22 protein-coding genes are annotated in these 21,354 nt (G+C 66.1%); 16 read left to right on the top strand and 6 right to left on the bottom strand.

Annotation, left to right across the window (positions count from 1 at the left end; all coding sequences use genetic code 11):
- Positions 1-30: 30 nt before the first annotated feature.
- Entirely contained in the window at positions 31-1,068 is a 1,038-nt protein-coding gene (ltaE, locus tag LE190_RS03515; RefSeq protein WP_225237401.1) for a low-specificity L-threonine aldolase, read from the top strand.
- On the top strand, positions 1,065-1,796 hold the full coding sequence (locus LE190_RS03520; protein ID WP_225237402.1) for an rRNA pseudouridine synthase: 732 nt from the start codon (positions 1,065-1,067) through the stop codon (positions 1,794-1,796). Before ltaE ends, LE190_RS03520 begins: the two co-directional genes overlap by 4 nt.
- Here LE190_RS03520 and LE190_RS03525 read toward each other — a convergent pair.
- On the bottom strand, positions 1,793-2,764 hold the full coding sequence (locus LE190_RS03525) for an SDR family oxidoreductase (RefSeq protein WP_225237403.1): 972 nt from the start codon (positions 2,762-2,764) through the stop codon (positions 1,793-1,795). The genes LE190_RS03520 and LE190_RS03525 overlap by 4 nt on opposite strands.
- Before the next feature lie 169 nt (positions 2,765-2,933).
- Here LE190_RS03525 and LE190_RS03530 point away from each other — a divergent pair.
- Positions 2,934-3,796, top strand: a protein-coding gene (locus tag LE190_RS03530; protein WP_374041198.1) for an IS5 family transposase whose coding sequence is annotated in 2 segments (ribosomal slippage) — positions 2,934-3,303 and positions 3,303-3,796 — 864 coding nt in all. Because the reading frame shifts where the segments join, the coding sequence is not laid out codon by codon here.
- A gap of 17 nt (positions 3,797-3,813) precedes the next feature.
- Here the strand turns inward: LE190_RS03530 and LE190_RS03535 are convergent.
- Genes LE190_RS03535 through LE190_RS03550 form a run of 4 tightly spaced genes read right to left on the bottom strand, consistent with a single transcriptional unit; the run spans position 3,814 to position 6,095 of the window.
- Positions 3,814-4,338: an RDD family protein gene (locus tag LE190_RS03535; protein ID WP_225237404.1), complete on the bottom strand. Its 525-nt coding sequence runs from the start codon at positions 4,336-4,338 to the stop codon at positions 3,814-3,816.
- Complete coding sequence (locus LE190_RS03540; RefSeq protein ID WP_225237405.1) at positions 4,325-5,131, bottom strand: DUF3106 domain-containing protein; 807 nt, start codon at positions 5,129-5,131, stop codon at positions 4,325-4,327. Before LE190_RS03540 ends, LE190_RS03535 begins: the two co-directional genes overlap by 14 nt.
- Positions 5,128-5,529, bottom strand: a complete 402-nt coding sequence (locus LE190_RS03545; RefSeq protein WP_225237406.1) for a DUF3619 family protein — start codon at positions 5,527-5,529, stop codon at positions 5,128-5,130. The genes LE190_RS03540 and LE190_RS03545 overlap by 4 nt, the downstream gene beginning before the upstream one ends.
- Positions 5,526-6,095: an RNA polymerase sigma factor gene (locus tag LE190_RS03550; RefSeq protein ID WP_224943009.1), complete on the bottom strand. Its 570-nt coding sequence runs from the start codon at positions 6,093-6,095 to the stop codon at positions 5,526-5,528. The genes LE190_RS03545 and LE190_RS03550 overlap by 4 nt, the downstream gene beginning before the upstream one ends.
- A gap of 540 nt (positions 6,096-6,635) precedes the next feature.
- On the opposite strand from LE190_RS03550, the gene LE190_RS03555 reads away from it, so the two are divergent.
- From LE190_RS03555 to pssA, 5 genes are all read left to right on the top strand, one after another.
- Entirely contained in the window at positions 6,636-8,378 is a 1,743-nt protein-coding gene (locus tag LE190_RS03555; RefSeq protein ID WP_225237407.1) for an acetolactate synthase 3 catalytic subunit, read from the top strand.
- Positions 8,378-8,869, top strand: coding sequence for an acetolactate synthase small subunit (gene ilvN / locus LE190_RS03560; RefSeq protein WP_027867685.1), 492 nt, complete (start codon positions 8,378-8,380; stop codon positions 8,867-8,869). The genes LE190_RS03555 and ilvN overlap by 1 nt, the downstream gene beginning before the upstream one ends.
- Positions 8,870-8,964: 95 nt before the next feature.
- The gene (gene ilvC, locus LE190_RS03565; RefSeq protein WP_225237408.1) at positions 8,965-9,981 is read left to right on the top strand and encodes a ketol-acid reductoisomerase; all 1,017 of its coding nucleotides are present in this window, start codon (positions 8,965-8,967) and stop codon (positions 9,979-9,981) included.
- Positions 9,982-10,138: 157 nt separating this feature from the next.
- The gene (locus LE190_RS03570; protein ID WP_225237409.1) at positions 10,139-10,909 is read left to right on the top strand and encodes an SIMPL domain-containing protein; all 771 of its coding nucleotides are present in this window, start codon (positions 10,139-10,141) and stop codon (positions 10,907-10,909) included.
- Between the two features lie 70 nt (positions 10,910-10,979).
- Entirely contained in the window at positions 10,980-11,849 is an 870-nt protein-coding gene (pssA, locus tag LE190_RS03575; RefSeq protein ID WP_225237410.1) for a CDP-diacylglycerol--serine O-phosphatidyltransferase, read from the top strand.
- 41 nt (positions 11,850-11,890) lie between these two features.
- Here the strand turns inward: pssA and bamE are convergent, their stop codons facing one another.
- Positions 11,891-12,391: an outer membrane protein assembly factor BamE domain-containing protein gene (bamE, locus tag LE190_RS03580; RefSeq protein ID WP_225237411.1), complete on the bottom strand. Its 501-nt coding sequence runs from the start codon at positions 12,389-12,391 to the stop codon at positions 11,891-11,893.
- 185 nt (positions 12,392-12,576) lie between these two features.
- Between bamE and rpsO the strand changes: the two genes are divergently transcribed.
- The 8 genes from rpsO to LE190_RS03620 all read left to right on the top strand — a co-directional run bounded on the left by rpsO (position 12,577) and on the right by LE190_RS03620 (position 21,328).
- Positions 12,577-12,846, top strand: coding sequence for a 30S ribosomal protein S15 (gene rpsO / locus LE190_RS03585; protein ID WP_224942505.1), 270 nt, complete (start codon positions 12,577-12,579; stop codon positions 12,844-12,846).
- Positions 12,847-13,016: 170 nt separating this feature from the next.
- Complete coding sequence (gene pnp, locus LE190_RS03590; protein WP_225237412.1) at positions 13,017-15,119, top strand: polyribonucleotide nucleotidyltransferase; 2,103 nt, start codon at positions 13,017-13,019, stop codon at positions 15,117-15,119.
- 223 nt (positions 15,120-15,342) lie between these two features.
- Positions 15,343-16,203 (top strand): STAS domain-containing protein, encoded by an 861-nt coding sequence (locus tag LE190_RS03595; protein ID WP_225237413.1) that lies wholly within the window; start codon positions 15,343-15,345, stop codon positions 16,201-16,203.
- 11 nt (positions 16,204-16,214) lie between these two features.
- Positions 16,215-16,571 carry an STAS domain-containing protein gene (locus LE190_RS03600; RefSeq protein ID WP_005666383.1) on the top strand — a complete coding sequence of 119 codons (357 nt, stop codon included), beginning with the start codon at positions 16,215-16,217 and terminating at the stop codon, positions 16,569-16,571.
- Positions 16,571-17,038: an anti-sigma regulatory factor gene (locus LE190_RS03605; protein ID WP_225237414.1), complete on the top strand. Its 468-nt coding sequence runs from the start codon at positions 16,571-16,573 to the stop codon at positions 17,036-17,038. The genes LE190_RS03600 and LE190_RS03605 overlap by 1 nt, the downstream gene beginning before the upstream one ends.
- Positions 17,026-18,054: an ATP-binding SpoIIE family protein phosphatase gene (locus LE190_RS03610; RefSeq protein ID WP_225237415.1), complete on the top strand. Its 1,029-nt coding sequence runs from the start codon at positions 17,026-17,028 to the stop codon at positions 18,052-18,054. The genes LE190_RS03605 and LE190_RS03610 overlap by 13 nt, the downstream gene beginning before the upstream one ends.
- Complete coding sequence (locus tag LE190_RS03615) at positions 18,051-19,433, top strand: ATP-binding protein (protein WP_225237416.1); 1,383 nt, start codon at positions 18,051-18,053, stop codon at positions 19,431-19,433. Before LE190_RS03610 ends, LE190_RS03615 begins: the two co-directional genes overlap by 4 nt.
- The gene (locus LE190_RS03620) at positions 19,430-21,328 is read left to right on the top strand and encodes an ATP-binding response regulator (protein ID WP_225237417.1); all 1,899 of its coding nucleotides are present in this window, start codon (positions 19,430-19,432) and stop codon (positions 21,326-21,328) included. The genes LE190_RS03615 and LE190_RS03620 overlap by 4 nt, the downstream gene beginning before the upstream one ends.
- Positions 21,329-21,354 lie beyond the last annotated feature (26 nt).

Here is a 21,354-nt window from a genome sequence, read left to right on the forward strand (position 1 = left end):
ACCAAGCAAACCTAGCGGACCGAGAACGAGATGAGCGACCCGAATCAAGAGTGGATCGACCTGCGCAGCGATACCGTGACCCAGCCGTCCGAGGCGATGCGTGCCGCGATGGCCGCAGCAAGCGTCGGCGACGACGTGTATGCCGACGACCCCTCGGTCAATCGCCTGCAGGAGTACGCGGCCGAGCTGTTCGGCTTCGAGGCCGGCCTGTTCGCGCCCTCGGGCACCCAGACCAATCTGATCGCCCTGATGACGCATTGCGCGCGTGGCGATGAGTACCTGGTCGGCCAGGAAGCGCATACCTACAAGTACGAAGGTGGCGGCGCCGCGGTGCTCGGTTCGATTCAGCCGCAGCCGATCGCCAACCAGGCGGACGGTTCGATCGCGCTGGCCGATATCGAGGCCTACATCAAGCCCGACGACATGCACTTCGCGCGCACCCGCCTGCTGGCGCTGGAAAATACCATCGGCGGGCGCGTGCTGCCGCAGGACTACGTCAGGGCGGCGACCGGCCTGGCGCACAGCCGCGGCCTGGCCACCCACCTGGACGGCGCCCGCATCGCCAACGCGGCCGTCAGGAACGGCATCAGCCTGCGCGCGGCGGTACAGGGCTTCGACACGGTCTCGGTTTGCCTGTCGAAGGGCCTGGGCGCGCCGGTCGGGTCGGTACTGCTCGGTCCCAGGGCCTTCATCGAGCAGGGCAAGCGCTGGCGCAAGATGCTGGGCGGCGGCATGCGCCAGGCCGGCGTACTGGCGGCAGCGGCGCAGTATGCGCTCGAGCACAACGTCGAGCGCCTGGCCGAGGACCATGACAACGCCGCCGCGCTGGCCCAGGGGCTGGCGCAGATCGCGGCGCTGAAGGTCGGCACGCCGCAGACCAACATCTTCTGGCTCGACATCCCGGCCGCCGCCTGCGCGCCGCTGCGCGAGGCCCTGGCGGCTGCCCGCATCCGCGCGACGGTCGGTCCACGCATGCGCCTGGTGACCCACCTGGACGTGAGCGCCGCCGACGTGGCGCGCACCGTCGACGTGTTCGCGGACTTCTTCGCGCAATGGCGGGAACAATGACGGCCGAGGCCATCCGCCTGGCCAAGCGCGTCGCCGCCCAGCTGGGCTGCTCGCGCGCCGAGGCCGAGCGCTACATCGCGGGCGGCGGCGTCGAGGTAGACGGCGCCGTGGTGGAAGACCCGGCCAGCCGCGTCCTGCCGGCACAGGACGTGCGCGTGCTGCCGGGCGCCTCGGCCGAGGAAGCGCCGCCCGTCACCATCCTGCTGCACAAGCCGGCCGGCATGAACTCCGGCGTCGGCACCCGCGGCGAACCCGCGCTGGCCTGCCTGGCGCCGGAAACGCTGGCGCAGGCCCACGGCCAGCCGCGCTTCCTGCAGCGCCACCTGCACAAGCTGACCCTGACCAGCCCGCTCGAAACCGATGCCAGCGGACTGGTGGTGTATACCCAGGATTTCCGCGTCGTGCGCAAGCTGGTGGAAGAGGGCGAGCGGGTGGAACAGGAATTCATCGTCGACGTCAGCGGCGCCATCCGGGACGGCGGCCTGGCGCTGCTGAACCATGGCCTGCACTTCAACGGCAAGCCGATCGCGCCGATGAAGGTCAGCTGGCAGAACGAGCGCCGCCTGCGTTTCGCCCTCAAGGGCGTCAAACCGGGGCTGATCGACCACATGTGCCGCGAAGTCGGCCTGGAGATCGTCGACCTGCGGCGCATCCGCATCGGACGCCTGCCGATGGCGGGCCTGCAGCCCGGGCAGTGGCGCTACCTGCTCGACTACGAACGCTTCTAGCCGGCGCGCCGCCCCAGCAGCCGTAGCCCGAAGGCGGCACCCACCGCCAGCGCGCCAATCGCCAGTACCAGCGCCCCGTTCGGCGGCGGGTCGCGCCGCTGCCCGCTGTGGATGCCGCTCGGCGCGGACGGCGGCGCATACAGCGCCCCGCGCGTCTGCGGCACGCGCTCGGCTTTCCGGGCCCACCGGTCGAGATACAGGTTCATGCCCGATGCGATCAGGTTCGGCGCCACGAAATTGCTCAGCCTGAACAGGGTGGCCGGAGCCCCGACCGCGGTGGTCGGCCTTGGATGGCGCGCCAGCGCGAGCACGGCGTCCGCCACCGTCTCGGGCCTGAGCGCTCCTGGCGGATACGACATCTTCGCGCCCGTGTAGTTGGCGCCGTGGGCGAAACCCGGCGTGTCCACGAAGGTCGGGTAGACGTCGCAGACGTGGATATGCGGCCGCTTGCCCAGTTCCGCGCGCAAGGCTTCGCTGAAGCCGCGCAGCCCGTACTTGCTGGCCGAATAGGCCGCCGCGTAGGGCGAGGCGACGAAGCCGCCGGCCGAGATCATGTTGACCCAGATGCCGTGGTCCTGCTCGAGGAAGATCGGCAGCACCGCATGGGCATCGTTCATGTGGGACAGCAGGTTGGTCTCGATCACGCGGCGGTGGTCATCGATGGGCACGTCGGCGAACTTGCCGACCACGCCCGCGCCCACGTTGCTGAACCACAGGTCGATCCGGCCGAGGGTGGCGCGCGCCTGGCGCGCGAACGCTTCCACCGCGGCGGCATCGATCGCGTCCACCACCACGGCCTCGGCGCTGCCGCCGGCTTCGCGGCAGCGCCGCACGATGTCGTCCAGTCCCTCCTTGCCGCGCGCGCCCAGCACGAGTTGGGCGCCCTCGCGCGCGAAGGCAATGGCGGTGGCGGCCCCGATGCCGCTCGAGGCGCCCATGATGACGATGCGCTTGTCCGAAAGCTTCATGGCTTACCCTTCTTCAAGGTTCAGTGGAAGCCTGCGATTATTCCGTGCTTTGCGGATGGGGCGCGTTCGAATGCCGCGCGGAAAGCGCTGATCAGCCGGGCTGGCCCTAGGGTCTGTCTGACTGAGCGAAGGCGAAGAATGAGAGAATTAGATCGGGAGGGCTATGAAGATGAGCCGAACTGATCTAACCGAGAAGCAATGGCGGCGGTTGGAATCCCATCTGCCGCCAAATCCGCATCACGGTCATGCTTATGTCGAGCACCGACATGTGATCAATGGAATCCTGTGGCGTTTAAGGACTGGGGCGCCTTGGCGCGACATTCCAGCGCGCTACGGGCCTTGGCAGACCTGTTATGACCGGTTTGTCCGCTGGTCGCGCGACGGTACCTGGAAGCGCTTGCTCACAGTCATGCAAGCGGCAGCCGATGAAGCTGGCCTGATCGATTGGGATGGCGCTGCGCTCGATGCTACACACATCAAAGCTCACCGTAGCGCCGCCGGGGCCCGCAAGAAATTGCCTGCGGCGGAAAAAAGGGGCTCATAACTGACGAGTGGCTCGGCCGATCGCGCGGCGGCATCACCAGCAAGATTCACCTGTGTGTTGATGGGCACGGTCTGCCCTTGTCGATTGTCGTCACTGCTGGACAATGCAGCGATGCGGCAAATCTTGGACAGGTTCTCGATGCCATCTCGGTACCGCGTCCTGCCCGTGGCCGGCCTCGCAAACGTCCCTCATGCTTGCGCGTCGACCGCGCCTATGGCGCACGTCATTATCGACAGCAGATCCAAAACCGCGGGATACGCTGTGTGTGTCCTGAACGTCTCGATGCGCAGAAAAGCCGACTGCGCAAAGGACGCAACGGTGGCGCGCCACCAAGGTTCGACGTCGAAGCTTACAAAGGCCGCAACGTCGTCGAGCGGGCGATCAACCGGCTGAAGGACTTCCGCGCCGTTGCAACGCGTTACGACAAGCGCGGCCATAACTACCTCGCCGCAGTCATCGTGGCGACAATAATGTTATGGCTTCCCTGAACTCAGTCAGACAGACCCTAGCGCGCGGCCTTGCGCGGCGCCTTCGGCAGGGCGATCAGGCGGGTGCCGGCCAGGCGGTCGTGCAGGAACTGGCGGTCCTTGTCGAACAGCGCCGTCAGCGCCCAGGCCGCCATGCCGAGCGCCAGCGCGATGCCGACCTGCGCCTTGTCGTGCAGGCCAAAGGCCCAGCACACGGCGAGCGCCGGCGCGAACCAGCCCCAGGCCAGCAGGAAGCGCGCCGCGGCGGTCCGCAGTGGCAGCTTGTGGCAGCCCAGCTTGACCACCTTGATGCGCCAGGTCTTCATGGCCAGCGTGTGGCCGCTGTCGATCCAGCACCACATGAAGTAGGCGGCCGTCACCAGCAGCAGCCACAGCTTCATGCCTTCCCTGGCCAGCGGATGCTGGCTGTTCAGGGTCACCAGCATGTAGGCCGCGATCGCCAGCATCTCGACCGCGAACAGGAGCAGCGCTTCGTACAGCATGGCCGTGACGCGGCGCAGGATACTGGGAGTGGCGACCGGGACCGGCTTAGAAGGGGACATTGAGTGCGTTGCTTGCATTCGGTGCGGGCTGGGCAGCGGGTGACGGGGGAGCCGGTGCGGGCGATGCCACCGATGCCGGCGCAGGGGCAGGCGCGGGGGCGGCAGCCGGCGCCTGTGGCACGGCGCCGGGCGCGGTCGGGGCGGCGGCCGGCGCCGGGGCAGGGCCGGTAGCGGTGGCCGGCGCGCCGGCCGGCGGCACGATGCAGGCGGTGCCGCGCCGCATCGCGCCCGGCGGGCAACTGACCGGCGCGGCGATCATGGGCGTATGCGGCATCGCCGGCGCGCCCTGCGGACGGCTGCCGCCCGAACGGGCCAGGCGCCGCTTTTCCTCTTCCGACAGCTGTTTGTAGCTTTCCCAGCTCGCGGCCTTCTCGTCGGGGGCCAGCTTGCGGGTCTTGCTGTAGTTCTCGCGCGCCAGCTCGCGCTGGGCCGGCGTCAGGCGCATCCATTGGCGCATCCGTTCGTGCACGCGCGCCTGCTCGGCCGGGGTCATCGAGGCGAAGCGCTGCGACATCTCGAGCCAGCGGCGCTTGCGCATGCCTTCCAGGCTGTTCCATTCGGGCTGCAGGGGCTTCAGTGCCGCCTGCTGGGCGCGCGTCAGTTCGCGCCAGAGCGGGCGGTCGAGGGTTTTTGCGGGTGGCTTGGCCACGGCGGCCGGAGGCGCGCCGGCGCCGGGCGCCGGGGCCGTCGACGCGGAGCGGTTGTACAGCGCCCAGGTCACCACTCCGGCGACCAGGACCGCGGCCGCGGTGAACACGACGGCGAGGCGGGGCTTCGGCGCGCTGTTCGTCATTGCTGGCGCTGGCGCGACTCCACGTAGGCATTGAAGCCATGGTCGAGGTACGCGGTCAGCGGCAGTTCGTCGGCCAGTACGGCGGCGTCGAGCTCGGCCATGGCGGCCAGCCGCTGCTGCTGTTCATACTGGTACACGCCGCCCATGCCGATGACCAGGGCCAGCATCGGCGCCGCCACCGCCAGGCGCGCCAGTCCGGGGGCGCTGAACAGGGAGGCGGCGAAGGCCGGCAGGCCGAACAGCGGCCGGCTGGTACGGGACGCATCGGGCTTCTTGCGCGACAGGGCCAGCGCACGCGCGGCGGCCAGCCGCTCGGTCGTGGAGGCCGGCAGCGCGTCGAGGTTCTCGTTCAGGGCGTGGCGCAGCTTGTACGCCAGGTTGATGTCATCGGTGTTCATAGCTTGATTCCCTTGGCCTTGAGCGCCTCGGCGAGGGCGTGGGTAGCGCGGGAGCAGTGCGTCTTGACGCTTCCCTCGGAACAACCCATCGCTTCGGCCGTTTCGGCCACGTCCATGTCCTGCCAGTAACGCATGAGGAAAGCTTCCCGTTGACGCGTGGGGAGTTTTTCTACTTCCTGTTCGATGAGGCGCAAAGTTTGTGCGCGCTCAAACTGGTCGGCGGTGGATTCCGCGGCGGCCGTGCCTTGCTCGGCTTCATAGGAAGAAAGTATATCAAACTCCTCATCCTCCCCGTCCGGCCGGCTGAAGCCCGAGAACAGGCTGATCCAGGTATTGCGGACCTTTTCGCGGCGGAAGTAATCAAGGATGGTCGTCTGCAGGATGCGCTGGAACAGCATCGGCAGCTCGGCCGCCGGCTTGTCGCCATATTTCTCGGCCAGCTTGATCATCGCATCCTGCACGATGTCCAGTGCCGACTCGTCCTTGCGCACCGCGTATACCGCCTGCTTGAACGCACGCCGTTCGACATTCTCGAGGAAGTCGCTGAGTTCTTTGTCTGTGGCCATGCGTGCGGGAAGGGGCGTATTGCGAATGCCGTAAGGAAAACCCACGAATCCTAGCAAAAAACCATCGCCCGTGCATCCAATTCGCGCAGCGGCCTTCCGGCCGCGGCTTCCAGCGTCGCCGGCCCAGGCCGCGGCGCAGCAGGCGCACAGCGGCCTGGCGCACCATTCTGGCGCACAAAAATAATCCGCGTTATGCCTTGACCAGAATGGTGCAACGCAGTAATGTGTTCTGACGCTTTGCACCCCCGAAGCTCTCCGGTCACCTGGTGAAGGCCCACAAGCCATCTCCGGATTGACGCGCTTTCATTTGTAGGCAGTTTGCTCCGACCCGCGCCACAAGCGCGAGAGATGCGTATAAACGCTACAGACACTCAAGCCGAACGAGTTGCGCCCAGCGCCCGTGCGTAAGGACCCTATTGGTGTCCCGAAACACAGACGTGCACGCAGAGAGAAGGGAAGCATGAGGGTTGTCGCGCACTTCGCATTTCGTTAGGAACGGGCATCCGATCAAACTCCCTTTGGGTCTTGAAAGGAATGAACATGAGTAACGAAACATCGGCCTCCGGGTCGTCGGCGCCCATCACCGGCGCTGAAATCGTGGTGCGTTGTCTCGCGGAAGAGGGCGTCAAGCACGTCTTCGGTTATCCCGGCGGGGCAGTCCTCTACATCTACGACGCCATCTTCAAGCAGGACAAGTTCCAGCACGTCCTGGTTCGCCACGAACAGGCCGCGGTGCACGCCGCAGACGCCTATTCGCGCAGCTCCAACACCGTCGGCGTCGCCCTCGTGACCTCCGGTCCGGGCGTCACCAATGCCGTCACCGGCCTGTCCACGGCCTACATGGATTCGATCCCGATGGTGGTCATCACCGGCCAGGTGCCGAGCCATGCGATCGGCCAGGATGCCTTCCAGGAATGCGATACCGTCGGCATCACCCGTCCGGTGGTCAAGCACAACTTCCTGGTCAAGGATGTGCGCGAACTGGCATCGACCATCAAGAAAGCCTTCTACATCGCCCGTACCGGCCGTCCCGGCCCGGTGCTGGTCGATATCCCGAAGGACATCAGCATGCACAAGTGCGCCTACGCGTATCCGCGCGAGATCGAGATGCGCTCGTACCGTCCGGTGGACAAGGGCCATGCCGGCCAGATCCGCAAGGCCGTGCAACTGCTGCAAGGGGCCGAGCGGCCGATGATTTACGCGGGCGGCGGCGTGATCCTGGCGAATGCCTCGGACGAACTGAACCGCCTGGTCGACAAGACCGGCTTTCCGGTCACCAACACCCTGATGGGCCTGGGCGCCTCGCGCTCTTCCAGCCCGCACTTCGTGGGCATGCCCGGCATGCACGGCACCTACGAAGCGAACATGGCGATGCAGCACTGCGACGTCCTGATCGCGATCGGCGCGCGTTTCGACGACCGCGTGATCGGCAACCCCAAGCACTTCGCCAGCAACCCGCGCAAGATCATCCATATCGACATCGACCCTTCGTCGATCTCGAAGCGGGTGAAGGTTGACATCCCCATCGTCGGCAACGTCAAGGACGTGCTGGTCGAACTGCTGTCGCAGCTCGATGCCAGCCAGGCCGCGACCAATACCAGTGCGCTGCAGGCATGGTGGAAGCAGATCGCCGAATGGCGCGGCAAGGAATGCCTGGCCTATGCGCCGTCGAATGAGCTGATCAAGCCGCAATCGGTCATCGAGCAGTTGTACAAGGTCACGGACGGCGACGCCTTCATCACCTCGGACGTCGGCCAGCACCAGATGTGGGCCGCGCAGTACTACGGCTTCGACAAGCCGCGCCGCTGGATCAATTCGGGTGGCCTGGGCACCATGGGCGTGGGCCTGCCGTACGCGATGGGCGTGCAGATGGCCAACCCGGACGCGACGGTGGCCTGCGTCACCGGCGAAGGCTCGATCCAGATGTGCATCCAGGAGCTCGCCACCTGCAAGCAGTACCACCTGACGCCGAAGATCATCCTGCTGAACAACCGCTTCCTCGGCATGGTCCGCCAGTGGCAGCAGATCGACTACGGTTCGCGCTACTCCGAGTCCTACATGGACTCGCTGCCGGACTTCGAAAAGCTGGCCGAGGCCTACGGCCACGTCGGCATGCGCATCGAGAAGCCGGGCGACGTCGAGGGCTCACTGCGCGAAGCCTTCGCGATGAAGGACCGCCTGGTGTTCATGAACTTCATCACCGACCAGAGCGAGAACGTCTGGCCGATGGTCAAGGCCGGCAAGGGCCTGAATGAAATGCTGCTCGGCTCGGAGGACCTGTAATGCGACACATCATTTCCGTCCTCCTCGAGAACGAAGCCGGCGCGCTGTCGCGCGTGGTCGGGCTGTTCTCGGCACGCGGCTACAACATCGAAACCCTGACCGTGGCGCCGACCGAAGACGCGACCCTGTCGCGCATGACCATCGTCACCAGCGGCTCGGACGACATCATCGAGCAGATCACCAAACACCTCAATCGCCTGATCGAGGTGGTGAAGGTGGTCGACCTCACCGAAGGCCAGCACATCGAGCGCGAACTGATGCTGATTAAAGTGCGCGCGGTCGGCAAGGAGCGCGAAGAGATGAAGCGCACCGCCGACATCTTCCGCGGCCGCATCATCGACGTGACCGAGAAGACCTACACGATCGAGCTGACCGGCGCCAAGAGCAAGCTCGATGCCTTCATCGACGCCATCGACCGCGCCTCGATCCTGGAAACGGTCCGCACCGGCGGCTCCGGCATTGGCCGCGGCGAACGCATTCTGAAGGTTTAACACGATACATCGCATTCGTAGGGTGGGCGGTCCTCCGCCCACGCGTTCAACCGCCGCCTGCCTACCTCATACATCCAAAATTACAAGGAATAATCATGAAAGTGTTCTACGACAAAGACTGCGACCTCTCCCTCATCAAAGGCAAGAACGTCGCCATCATCGGCTACGGCTCGCAGGGCCACGCGCACGCCCAGAACCTGAGCGAATCGGGCGTCAACGTCACCGTCGGCCTGCGCCGCGGCGGCGCGTCCTGGAACAAGGTCGAAGCGGCCGGCCTGAAGGTCGCCGAGGTCGACGAGGCGGTGAGGAACGCCGACGTCATCATGATCCTGCTGCCGGACGAGAACATCGCCGAGGTCTACAAGAACAACGTCGAGCCGAACGCCAAGCAGGGCGCCGTGCTGGCCTTCGCCCACGGCTTCAACGTGCACTACGGCCAGGTGGTGCCGCGCGCCGACCTCGACGTGATCATGATCGCACCAAAAGCGCCCGGCCACACCGTGCGCGGCACCTACCGCCAGGGTGGCGGCGTGCCGCACCTGGTCGCGGTCTACCAGGACAAGTCGGGCGCGGCGCGCGACATCGCGCTGTCCTACGCCATGGCCAACGGCGGCGGGCGCGCCGGCATCATCGAGACCAACTTCCGCGAAGAGACCGAGACCGACCTGTTCGGCGAGCAGGCCGTGCTGTGCGGCGGTACCGTCGAGCTGATCAAGGCCGGCTTCGAGACCCTGGTGGAGGCGGGCTACGCGCCCGAGATGGCCTATTTCGAGTGCCTGCACGAACTGAAGCTGATCGTCGACCTGATCTACGAGGGCGGCATCGCGAACATGAATTACTCGATCTCGAACAATGCGGAATACGGCGAGTACGTGACCGGTCCGAAGGTCGTCACCTCGGCAACGAAAGAGGCGATGAAGCAGTGCCTGAAGGACATCCAGACGGGCGAATACGCGAAGAGCTTCATCCTCGAGAACAAGGCCGGCGCCCCGACCCTGATCTCGCGCCGCCGTTTGACGAGCGAGCACCAGATCGAGGAAGTCGGCGCCAAGCTGCGCGCGATGATGCCGTGGATCGCGAAAAACAAGCTGGTCGATCAGTCGAAGAACTAAGCTGCCGCGGTTTCGTAGGGTGAGCGGCTCTGCCGCCCACCCTACAATTGAAGACAGTTGCAACTGTCCATTACAAATTCACGAAAGCGCGCGTGAAGCCAGTATCGTATAAGTAAGGCCACCATCCGCCTGTTTACTTGTTACTGGAGAATAAAAAATGAAGCTTTCCCGATCGCTCGTCGCCGCCGCCCTGGTGCTGGCCTTCCACGCCGGCGCCCAGGCCCAGACCGCCCCGTCCACCGCCGGCACCCTGGTCGTGGTCCCTGCCTTCGGCGAAGTCAAGCATGCCAACGACCGGGCCACGCTGACGTTCGCCGTCGAAGAGCATGACAAGGACAAGAATGCCGCCGCGGCGCGCGTGAACCGCAAGATGAAGGAAGGCACCGAACTGGTGCGCCGCGCCGATCCGAAGGCCGAGCTGAAGACCATGGGCTACTATACCTACCCGGTCTACGCCGAGGTGCCGCCGATGCCGCAGCCGGCCACGCGCACCCCGGCGCCGCCGGTGCCGGTGTCCTGGCGCGTCGGGCAATACCTGGAAGTAAAGACCACCAGCCTGGCCGAGCTGCCGAAAACGGCCGCCGCCGCGCAGAAGGTCCTGCAGATCAATGGCGTCAGCTTCGACCTGAGTCCGGCCCTGGAAAAGCGCCTCGACGACCAGCGCATCGCCGCCACCTACCGCAACCTGAACGAACGCATGGCATCGATCGCCGGCGCGATGGGCCGTTCGCTGCAGGACGCCGTGCTGGAAACGGTCGACTTCGAGGGTTCGGGCAATTACGCGGGCGAAGCCAGGCCGGCGGCGGAACCGATGATGATGCGCATGAGCGCCAAGCGGGAAGGGGCCGACGCGATGCCGGAACCGAGCTTCGAACCGGGCGAGACCACGCTGCAAATGCGTCTGGTGGGCAAGTTGCGATTCAAGTAGCAATAGCTATTCGCTAACAAGGGTCCGCGCCTCTATAATGCCGGGAACGCATTCATGACCACGGATCCTTATGCCGACCTTTCCACGACGCAGGCCACCGGGCGCCGCGCCCAAGCCGCCACGATTTTCCCGCCTGAAAAAGCGTTTCGGACGCCGTGCCGACCGTGTCCAGGGCGAGCGCGGCCGCGGCATCTACCTGCTGCCGAACGCCTTCACCACCGGCGCGCTGTTCTGCGGCTTCTACGCGATCGTCATGGCGATGAACCAGCGTTTCGAGCACGCCTGCTGGGCGGTGTTCATCGCCATGATCCTCGACGGGCTCGACGGCCGTATCGCGCGCCTGACCAATACCCAGTCCGAGTTCGGCGCCCAGTACGATTCGCTGTCCGACATGGTGTCCTTCGGCGCCGCACCGGCCCTGGTGATCTATGAATGGTCGCTGCGCGGCCTGGGCAAGCTGGGCTGGATCGCCGCCTTCATCTACTGCGCCGGCGCCGCGCTGCGCCTGGCGCGCTTCAATACCAACATCGAGGTCATCGACAAGCGTTTCTTCCAGGGCTTGCCGAGCCCGGCCGCAGCGGCGCTGGTGGTGGGCTTCATCATGATGATGACCGACCCCGACATCAACGTCAGCTCGCGCCAGGTGGACTGGGTTAGCTGGGGCATCGCCGTGTTCGCGGGCCTGACCATGGTGTCGAACGTGCCCTTCTACAGTTTCAAGGACGTCAATTTCCGCAAGTCGGTGCCCTTCATCGTGGTGTTCCTGATCGCACTGGCCCTGGCCTTGCTGGCGATCGACCCGCCCAAGGTGCTGTGGCCGATCTTCGTGATCTATGGCCTGTCCGGCTACGCGGTGTTCGCCTGGCGCGCCGCCAAGGGCAAGCCGGTGAGCATCATTCCGCTCGACGACGACGAACCGGACGAGCGCCTGCGCCGCTAGCCTGGCGGCGCTGGCAGGGAGGCGGCCCGCGCCGCGGCGCCTCACCATCCCATCTTGTCCTTCGGCTCGTACAGTGGGTCCAGCCCGTTCAGCATCTGCCGTACCACGCCCTGGCGGTCGAAGTGCACGTGCATCAGCGAGTTCCAGACGCCGGCTTCCTTGTAGCGGTAAGACCAGACCTCCCAGTCGCGCATGGCGACGAAGGAGGTTTCCGACGGCCTGCCAATGGTGCGCAGGACATCTTCCTTGGTGGCAGCATCCACCTTGATCGTGGCAAATTTTTCTCCGGTGAGCACCTGTTCGTAGGAGGCCAGGCGCCCGTCCGGTCCGATGCGCGCCATCCAGGTGTGCTGGCCCATCGGCCCGGTCGCATATTCGAACAGGCGCTCGTTGCCGGCGCCGTAGATGGCGGTCGGCGCGCCCATCTTCTGCTGCACCACCTCGGCCGAGTCGCCGATGCTGGGTGCCTGGCGCAGCAGGCCGGCACAGCCGCCGAGCAGGGCGAGCGCCGCGACTGTTGTAAAACTGATCAATTTGTTCATTATCCAGCCCTCCAGACGCCGCAAATCGCCATCATCCTCCATTTGGGCGCTGCAAAGGGTGGCCGCGCATCCGGTTTTCCCCTATACTGGCGGGTCTGTCCGTTTTGGGCAGTCGAGAAAGAAGCAATTTGACAATCACGGTGCGCTGGGTTTCGACTCATGCACCGCATGTGAAAGGTAACATCATGACCGTAGAAAACATCAACAAAGCGGCGATCATCGCCGACAACGCACGTGGCCAGAACGATACCGGTTCGCCGGAAGTCCAGGTCGCACTGCTGACCGCACGCATCAACGAACTGAACGGCCACTTCAAGGCACACCAGAAGGATCACCACTCGCGTCGTGGCCTGATCATGATGGTCAACCGCCGCAAGAGCCTGCTGGCTTACCTGAAGAGCAAGGACGCCAACCGCTACCGCGACCTGATCGCCAAGCTCGGCCTGCGTAAGTAATCCTTGGTCAAGACGATTTAGTCACGAAATGCCTGCGCCAGATACCTGTCGCGGGCATTTTTTGTTTCTGTTGTTGCTTGTTGTTGAGTAAATGGCGGTTTAAAAAACCGCCCGTGGTGAGGTGAACGACAGCTCCTGAAAATCTGTCGGCAAATAGAAAGGGAATACCCATGTTTAATAAAGTTTCGAAAACCTTCCAGTACGGTCAACACACGGTCACCCTGGAGACGGGTGAAATCGCGCGCCAGGCAAGCGGCGCTGTCGTCGTGTCGGTCGAAGACACCGTCATCCTGGCCACCGTGGTCGCCAAGAAGGACGCCAAGCCGGGCCAGGACTTCTTCCCGCTGACCGTCGACTACATGGAGAAAACCTACGCAGCCGGCAAGATCCCGGGCGGCTTCTTCAAGCGCGAAGGCCGTCCTTCGGAAAAGGAAACCCTGACCTCGCGCCTGATCGACCGTCCGATCCGCCCGCTGTTCCCGGAAGGCTACCTGAACGAAGTCCAGGTCATCATCCACGTCCTGTCGGTCAACCCTGAGATCGATCCGGACATCCCGGCCATGATCGGCGCCTCGGCTGCGCTGTGCATCGCCGGCATCCCGTTCAACGGCCCGATCGGCGCGGCACGCGTTGGCTACGCGAACGGCCAGTACATCCTGAACCCGACCACCACCGAGCTGAAGACCTCGCAGATGGACCTGGTCGTGGCCGGTACCGAGCACGCCGTGCTGATGGTGGAATCGGAAGCCCAGCAGCTGTCGGAAGAAGTCATGCTCGGCGCGGTCGTGTTCGGCCACGAGCAGATGAAGGCCGTGATCGACGCCATCCACGACCTGGTGGCCGAAGGCGGCAAGCCGGAAGTCGAATGGAGCCCGGCACCGAAAAACGAAGAACTGATCGCCAAGGTAAACGAACTGGCTGGCGCCGCCGTGCGCGACGCTTACCAGACCCGCGAGAAATCGGCCCGCCAGCAGAAGCTGAAGTCGATCTCGGGCGAAGTGATGGCGGCCCTGGCTGCCCAGGGCGTCGCAGCCGATGCGGCCGAAGTCGGCAACATCCTGTTCGACATGGAAGCCAAGGTCGTGCGTACCCAGATCCTGGACGGTGAGCCGCGCATCGACGGCCGCGACACCCGCACCGTGCGTCCGATCGCGATCCGCACCAGCGTGCTGCCGCGTACCCACGGTTCGGCCCTGTTCACCCGCGGCGAAACCCAGGCACTCGTGGTCGCCACCCTCGGCACCGCGCGCGACAGCCAGAAGATCGACGCGCTGATGGGCGAGTACACCGACGACTTCATGATGCACTACAACATGCCTCCGTTCGCCACCGGCGAAACCGGCCGCGTGGGCACCCCGAAGCGCCGCGAAGTCGGCCACGGCCGCCTGGCCAAGCGCGCGCTGGTCGCCGCGCTGCCGTCGGCGGACGAATTTTCATACTCGGTGCGCCTGGTCTCGGAAATCACCGAATCGAACGGTTCCTCGTCGATGGCATCCGTCTGCGGCGGCTGCCTGGCGCTGATGGACGCCGGCGTGCCGATGAAGGCGCACGTCGCCGGCATCGCCATGGGCCTGATCAAGGAAGGCGGCAAGTTCGCGGTCCTGACCGACATCCTGGGTGACGAAGACCACCTGGGCGACATGGACTTCAAGGTGGCCGGTACCCCGGCCGGCATCACCGCCCTGCAGATGGACATCAAGATCCAGGGCATCACCAAGGAAATCATGCAGGTGGCGCTGGCGCAGGCCAAGGAAGCGCGCCAGCACATCCTGGGCGAGATGCAGAAGGCCGTGCCGAGCGTGAAGACCGAGCTGTCGGACTTCGCCCCGCGCCTGATCACCATCCGCATCAACCCGGAAAAGATCCGTGACGTGATCGGCAAGGGCGGCGCCGTCATCCGCGCGCTGACCGAAGAGACCGGCACCCAGATCGACATCACCGACGAAGGCGTCGTGACCATCGCGTCGGTCGACGCTGCTGCCGGCCAGGAAGCCAAGCGCCGCATCGAAGAGCTGACCGCATCGGTCGAAGTGGGCAAGACCTACGACGGCACCGTGCTCAAGCTGCTGGACTTCGGCGCGATCGTCCAGGTCATGCCGGGCAAGGACGGCCTGCTGCACATCTCGCAGATCGCCAACGAGCGCGTCAACGCCGTGGCTGACTACCTGAAGGAAGGCCAGGGAGTGCGCGTGAAGGTCCTCGAGACCGACGAGCGCGGCCGCCTGAAGCTGTCGATGAAGGCTGCCGATCCGGTGGAAGGCGCGGCGCAGTAATCCTCGCCTAGCCTGGGCGGCTCGCCGCTCGAAATAGAAAGAACCGCCAGTGCGTGAGCCTGGCGGTTTTTTGTTGTGGGAGCAGGGGCGCATCCTGCAAGTGTGTCGTGACCATAATGCAAGAAGTGTTATAGTTGATTATTTACTTTAAGGATGGGATCGCACGCTCGTGTTCCGCGTAGTACCCACTCCATTCAACCATCCAATGCTAGGAATCGAACAGATGACCACGAAGGATTACGCCGCCCTCATCAGCCAGCTCATCCAGGAACACCAGGCCGACATCGGCGCGGAATGGATCGCGCAGCTGGAAGCGCTGATCGTGCGCGGAACTTCCAGCTCGAAAGAGCAGTTGCGCAGCCATTGCCAGCAGTTCCTGTCGGCCTTTGCCAGTGCCACCCGCGGCGGCGAACTGGGCAACATCGACCATCGCTCGTGGGACGAAGTACGTGACCTGCTGGCCGAGATCTCCTCGAGCCGCGCCAAGTCCGGCTCGACCCCGAGCGAGACCGCCACCTTCGTGTTTTCGCTGAAGCAGCCGCTGTTCGCGGCGCTGCGCCAGGGCTTCGGCGCCGATGCCGAGGCAGTCGCCGTCAGCTCGTGGAACATCAGTACCCTGCTCGACAAGCTCGGCCTGTACACCATCGAAGTGTTCCAGAAGACCAAGGACCAGATCATCGTGCGCCAGCAGCAGGAGCTGCTCGAGCTGTCGACGCCGGTCGTCAAGCTGTGGAACGGCATCCTGGCGCTGCCGCTGATCGGCACCCTGGATTCGGCCCGCACCCAGGTGGTGATGGAAAACATCCTGCAAAAGATCGTCGACACCGGCGCCGTCATCGCCATCATCGACATCACCGGCGTGCCGACCGTCGACACCCTGGTGGCGCAGCACCTGATGAAGACCATCGCCGCCGCGCGCCTGATGGGCGCCGACTGCATCATCTCGGGCATCCGTCCCCAGATCGCGCAGACCATCGTGCACCTGGGCGTGAACCTGGAGGATGTCGTCACCAAGGCCACCCTGGCCGACGCCTTCCTGGTCGCGCTCGAGCGCACCGGCACTTCCGTCGTCGCCAAGGCATAAGCGAAACAAACATGGAACGCATCCCTATCCTGCGCATGGGCGACCTGCTGCTCGTGACGATCCAGGTCGACATGCACGACCGCCTTGCCATGCAGCTGCAGGACGACCTGACCGAACGCATCGTCAGTGACGGCGCCAAGGGTGTCCTGATCGACATCTCGGCGCTCGACCTGGTCGATTCCTTCATCGGCCGCATGATCAGCAACACCGCCGCCATGGCGCGCGTGCTCGATGCCAGGACGGTCGTCGTCGGCATGCAGCCGGCGGTGGCGATTACCCTGGTCGAGCTGGGCCTGACCCTGCACGGCGTCAAGACGGCCCTGAATGTCGAAAAAGGCATGGCCCTGCTCGGAAAGAGCTATCGATAATGAACGGCGCGCAAACCGACGCAGTCCTGTTCGAGACCGTGCTGCTGGACCGCCACCGCCAGCACCGCGTTGCACGCGCCACCCTGCGCCTGCAGTCGGACGAGGACGTTGTAGGCCTGCGCAAGCAGGTGCGCGAGCGGGCGGTGGCGATTGCCCTGTCGCTGGTCGACCAGACCAAGCTGGTCACCGCCGCGAGCGAGCTGGGACGTAACACGATCAAGTACGGCGGCGGCGGCGAAGTCCACCTCGACAGCCTGTCCGATGGCATCCGCCAGGGCATCGGCCTGCTGTTCATCGATGGCGGACCGGGTATCCCCGACGTCGAGACCGCGCTGCGCGACGGCTACACCACCGGCGGCGGCCTCGGCCTGGGCCTGGGCGGCTCCAAGCGCCTGGCCGACGAGTTCGAGATCGACAGCCGTCCGGGAGAGGGCACGGCCGTGCTGGTGGTGAAATGGAAGCGCTGATCAGTTCGCTCAATGCACAGCAGGTGTTCGCGTTGACCCATGCGAGCGACGTGGCGGCGGTGCGGCGTGCAGGCCAGCGGCTGGCCGACACGCTCGGCTTCAGCGAGACCCGCGCCGGCCAGCTGGCGCTGATCATCACCGAGGCCGCCACCAACATCCTCAAGCATGCAGGGGAGGGCGAGATCCACGTCGGGCCGGCCCAGTCGGGCGCCGGCGTGGGCGTTGACGTGCTCGCGGTCGACAAGGGGCCCGGCATTGCCGACCTGGCGGCCTGCCTGGTCGACGGCGTGTCCACCGCCGGCACCGCCGGCACCGGCCTGGGCGCGCTACGCCGGCTGGCCGATGAATTCGATGTCCACACCGAGCCGGGCAAGGGCGCCGCTTTCTTCATGCGCCTGTGGCGTGAGTTGCCGCCACCCGAACCCTGCGGGGTCGAGGTCGGCGCGCTGTGGATGCCGATGGCGGGCGAGGAAGAATGCGGCGACGGCTGGGCGGTACGCTGCGACAGCCGCGGCGCGACCCTGCTGGCCGCCGATGGCCTGGGCCACGGACCGGAAGCGGCGCGCGCCGCCGCCGCCGCGGTGCACGCGCTGGCGGCGAGCAAGGACGCCGGGGCCGGCGCACTGATGCAGGCCGCCCACGACGCCCTGCGCCCCACGCGCGGCGCCGCGCTCGGCACCGCCCGCATCGACTACGAGGCCGGCGAACTGCGTTTCGCCGGCGTCGGCAACATCGGCGGCTGCGTCATCGACGGCGGGCGCCGCGCCCTGGTTTCGCACAACGGCATCGTCGGCCACAACGTGCGCAAGGTGCAGGAATTCGCGCTGCCCTTCGCGCCGGGCGCGCTGTGCATCATGCATTCGGACGGCATCCAGACCCAGTGGGACCTGGACCGGTATCCGGGCCTGGCCGGACGCAGCCCGATGCTGGTGGCGGCGATCCTGATGCGCGACTTCATCCGCCGTCGCGACGACGCCATGGTGCTGGTGGTGCGCCGGCACGGGAGCCCGCGATGAACCTGCACCGCATCCTCAGCGTGGCCCTGGACAGCGACCAGGACGTGGTGGTGGTGCGCCAGCGCGCGCGCCAGGTGTCGCAGCTGCTCGGCTTTTCGCAGCAGGACCAGGTGCGCGTGGCCACCGCGGTGTCCGAGATCGCGCGCGCGGCCTGCCACCAGGGCTCGGGCGGGCGCGCGTCCTTCCTGCTGGGCCGCAACCTCGGACGCCAGCACCTGGAAGTGACGATCAACCCGGGCGCCGGCGAGCGCCTGCTGTCGGCGCCGCCCGGGCCTGACGAAGGCATCAGCCGCGCGCTGCCGCAGCTGGCCCTGATCAGCGCGCACCGCCTGATGGATTCCTGCGACGTCGAGCCGGAGGAGGGCATGGTCACCGCGGTCACGATGCGCAAGGCGCTGCCGCCCCAGGCCATGGTCGACAGCGTACGCCTGGCCGAGATCAGCGCGCGCCTGGCCGGCAGCCCGGTCTCGAACACGCTGCAGGAGCTGGAGCAGCAGAACCGCGAGCTGCTGGCCACGCTGGCCGAGCTGCGCGAGCGCCAGGAAGACCTGCTCTCGCTCACGCGCGAACTGGAAGACACCAACCGCGGCATCGTCGCCCTGTACGCCGAGATCGAAGACAAGGCCGAGCGCCTGCGCCGCGCCGACGAGATGAAGTCGCGCTTCCTGTCGAATACGAGCCACGAGCTGCGCACCCCCTTGTCCTCGATCCGCGCCCTGTCCCAGCTGCTGCTGGACCGCATGGACGGCGACCTGACACCGGAGCAGGAGCGGCAGGTGGAATTCATCGCCACGGCCGCCAATGACCTGTCCGAGCTGGTCAACGACCTGCTCGACCTGGCCAAGATCGAGGCCGGCAAGATCGAGGTGCAGCTGGCGCCGGTCGTGGTCGAGAACCTGTTCCGCGCGCTCAAGGGCATGATGCGCCCGCTGGTCGACGACGGCCGCGTGGAGCTGGTGTTCGAAGCCTCGGACATGCTGGAGCCCTTCGACTCCGACGAAGGCAAGATCTCCCAGATCCTGCGCAACTTCATCTCCAACGCGCTCAAATTCACCGAACGGGGCGCGGTGCGCGTCTCGGCCAGCTATGATGCCGCCACCGACACCATCGCCTTCGCGGTGGCCGATACCGGGATCGGCATCAGTCCCGACAATCTGCAGCTGATCTTCGAGGAATTCAGCCAGATCGAGCACCCGCTCCAGCGGCGCAGCAAGGGCACCGGCCTGGGCCTGCCGCTGTGCCGCAAGCTGGCCGACCTGCTGCATGGGCGCGTGGAGGTCGCCAGTACCGAAGGGCAGGGCTCGACCTTCGCGCTGATCCTGCCGCGGCGCATGCCGGACCAGGCCACCCAGCCTAGCCAAGACGGAACCGATTCATGAAAGCCAATTCGACCCTGATCCTCAACGTTGACGACAACGACGGCGCACGCTATGCCAAGAACCGCATCCTGCAGGCCGCCGGCTTCGAAGTGGTCGAGGCGGCCAACGGCACCGACGCGCTGGAGATGGTCAAGCGCCTGAATCCCGCGCTGGTGCTGCTGGACGTGAAGCTGCCCGACATCAACGGCATCGAAGTCTGCCGCCGCATCAAGGCCAATCCGGACAGCAGCATGGTGCTGGTCCTGCAGACCTCGGCCGCGCTGACCGGTCGCGCCGATAAGATCCGCGGCCTGGAAGGGGGCGCCGACAATTACCTGGCGGCGCCGATCGAGGCCGACGAGCTGATCGCCAACGTGAACGCGCTGCTGCGCATGCACCAGACCCAGGTCGAGCTGCGCGACAGCGAGGAGCGCTTCCGCCAGATCACCGACAACATCGACGACGTGTTCTGGATGTTCGCGGTGCCGGACGGCAGCCTGGTGTACGTCAGCCCCGCCTATGTCGAGATCTGGGGCAGCAGCCTGGAACTGCTGCGCGAGCGGCCCGAGGCCTGGCTGGACGCGGTCCATCCGGACGACCGCGAACGCCTGGCGCAGCGCTGGCGCGACCTGGCGCAGGTGCCGCATTACGACGACGAGTTCCGCGTGTTCGGCCCGGACGGGCGCACGCGCTGGGTGCGCGACCGGCTGTTCGCGGTGCGCAACGCGCGCGGCGAAGTGTACCGGGTGGCGCGCGTCACCAGCGACATCACGGCGCGCAAGGAGATGGAAGCCCTGCTGCGCGCGGCCGACCGCAACAAGAACCAGTTCCTGGCCACGCTGGCGCACGAGCTGCGCAACCCGCTCAGCCCGATCCGCAACGCGGCCGCGCTGCTGGGGGCCGGCGCCGATGGCGGCAGCGCCGCCGAGCACCAGGCGCGCGCGCGCGAAGTCATCATGCGCCAGGTCGACCACCTGGCACACCTGGTGGACGACCTGCTCGACGTGGCCCGCATCTCGGAAGGCAAGATCGTGCTGCGCACCGAGGAGGTCGACCTGGGCGCCGTGATCCAGCAGGCGATCGAGACTGCCGGTCCCCTGATCGCCGTGCGCGGCCACCACCTGGACGTGCGGCTGCCGGAGCAGCAGGTGTGGGTGATGGGCGATCCGGTGCGCCTGGCGCAGTCGGTCGGCAACCTGCTGCACAACGCGGCCAAGTTCACGCCCCAGGGCGGGCGGATCGAGGTGGCGGTCAGCCTGGCGCCCGAGCAGCGGGTGCAGATCGCCGTGCGCGACAACGGCATCGGCATCGCCGACGACAACCTGGCACGCATCTTCACCATGTTCGCCCAGGTCGACGTGCCGCCGGACCGTGCGCCGGAAGGGCTGGGCATCGGCCTGTCGCTGGTCTCGCACCTGATTGAGCTGCACGGCGGGCGCCTGGCGGCCGCCAGCCCCGGCATTGGCCTAGGCAGCATCTTCACGGTCGAGCTGCCGCTGCTGCGCGCGAGCGCGCCGGCCGCCGGCCAGGAACAGGCCGCGCAGGCCGATGCGGGCGGCAGCGGCCTGCGCGTGCTGCTGGTGGACGACAACGTCGATGCGATGGAGATGATGGGCTTCCTGCTGGCCGAGATGGGTTATGTCACCAGCACCACCTCGGATGCCAGCCAGATCGAGGAGCTGGCGCTGCGCCACCGGCCGCAGGTGATCGTGCTCGACATCGGCCTGCCCGGCGTGGACGGTTACCAGGTGGCGCGCCGCATCAAGAGCAATCCGGCGCTGGCGCACATCCGGCTGGTGGCCCATACCGGCTATGGCTCGCCGGAAGACCGCAGGCGTGCGATGGAAGCGGGCTTCGATGCCCACCTGGTCAAGCCGGCCGAATTGCCCGACCTGGAACGCGCGCTGAAAGGCTAGGGCCGGTATACTGCCGTCCTGGAGCA

The sequence above is a fragment of the Massilia hydrophila genome, assembly GCF_020208145.1.
GTDB lineage: Bacteria > Pseudomonadota > Gammaproteobacteria > Burkholderiales > Burkholderiaceae_D > Telluria > Telluria hydrophila.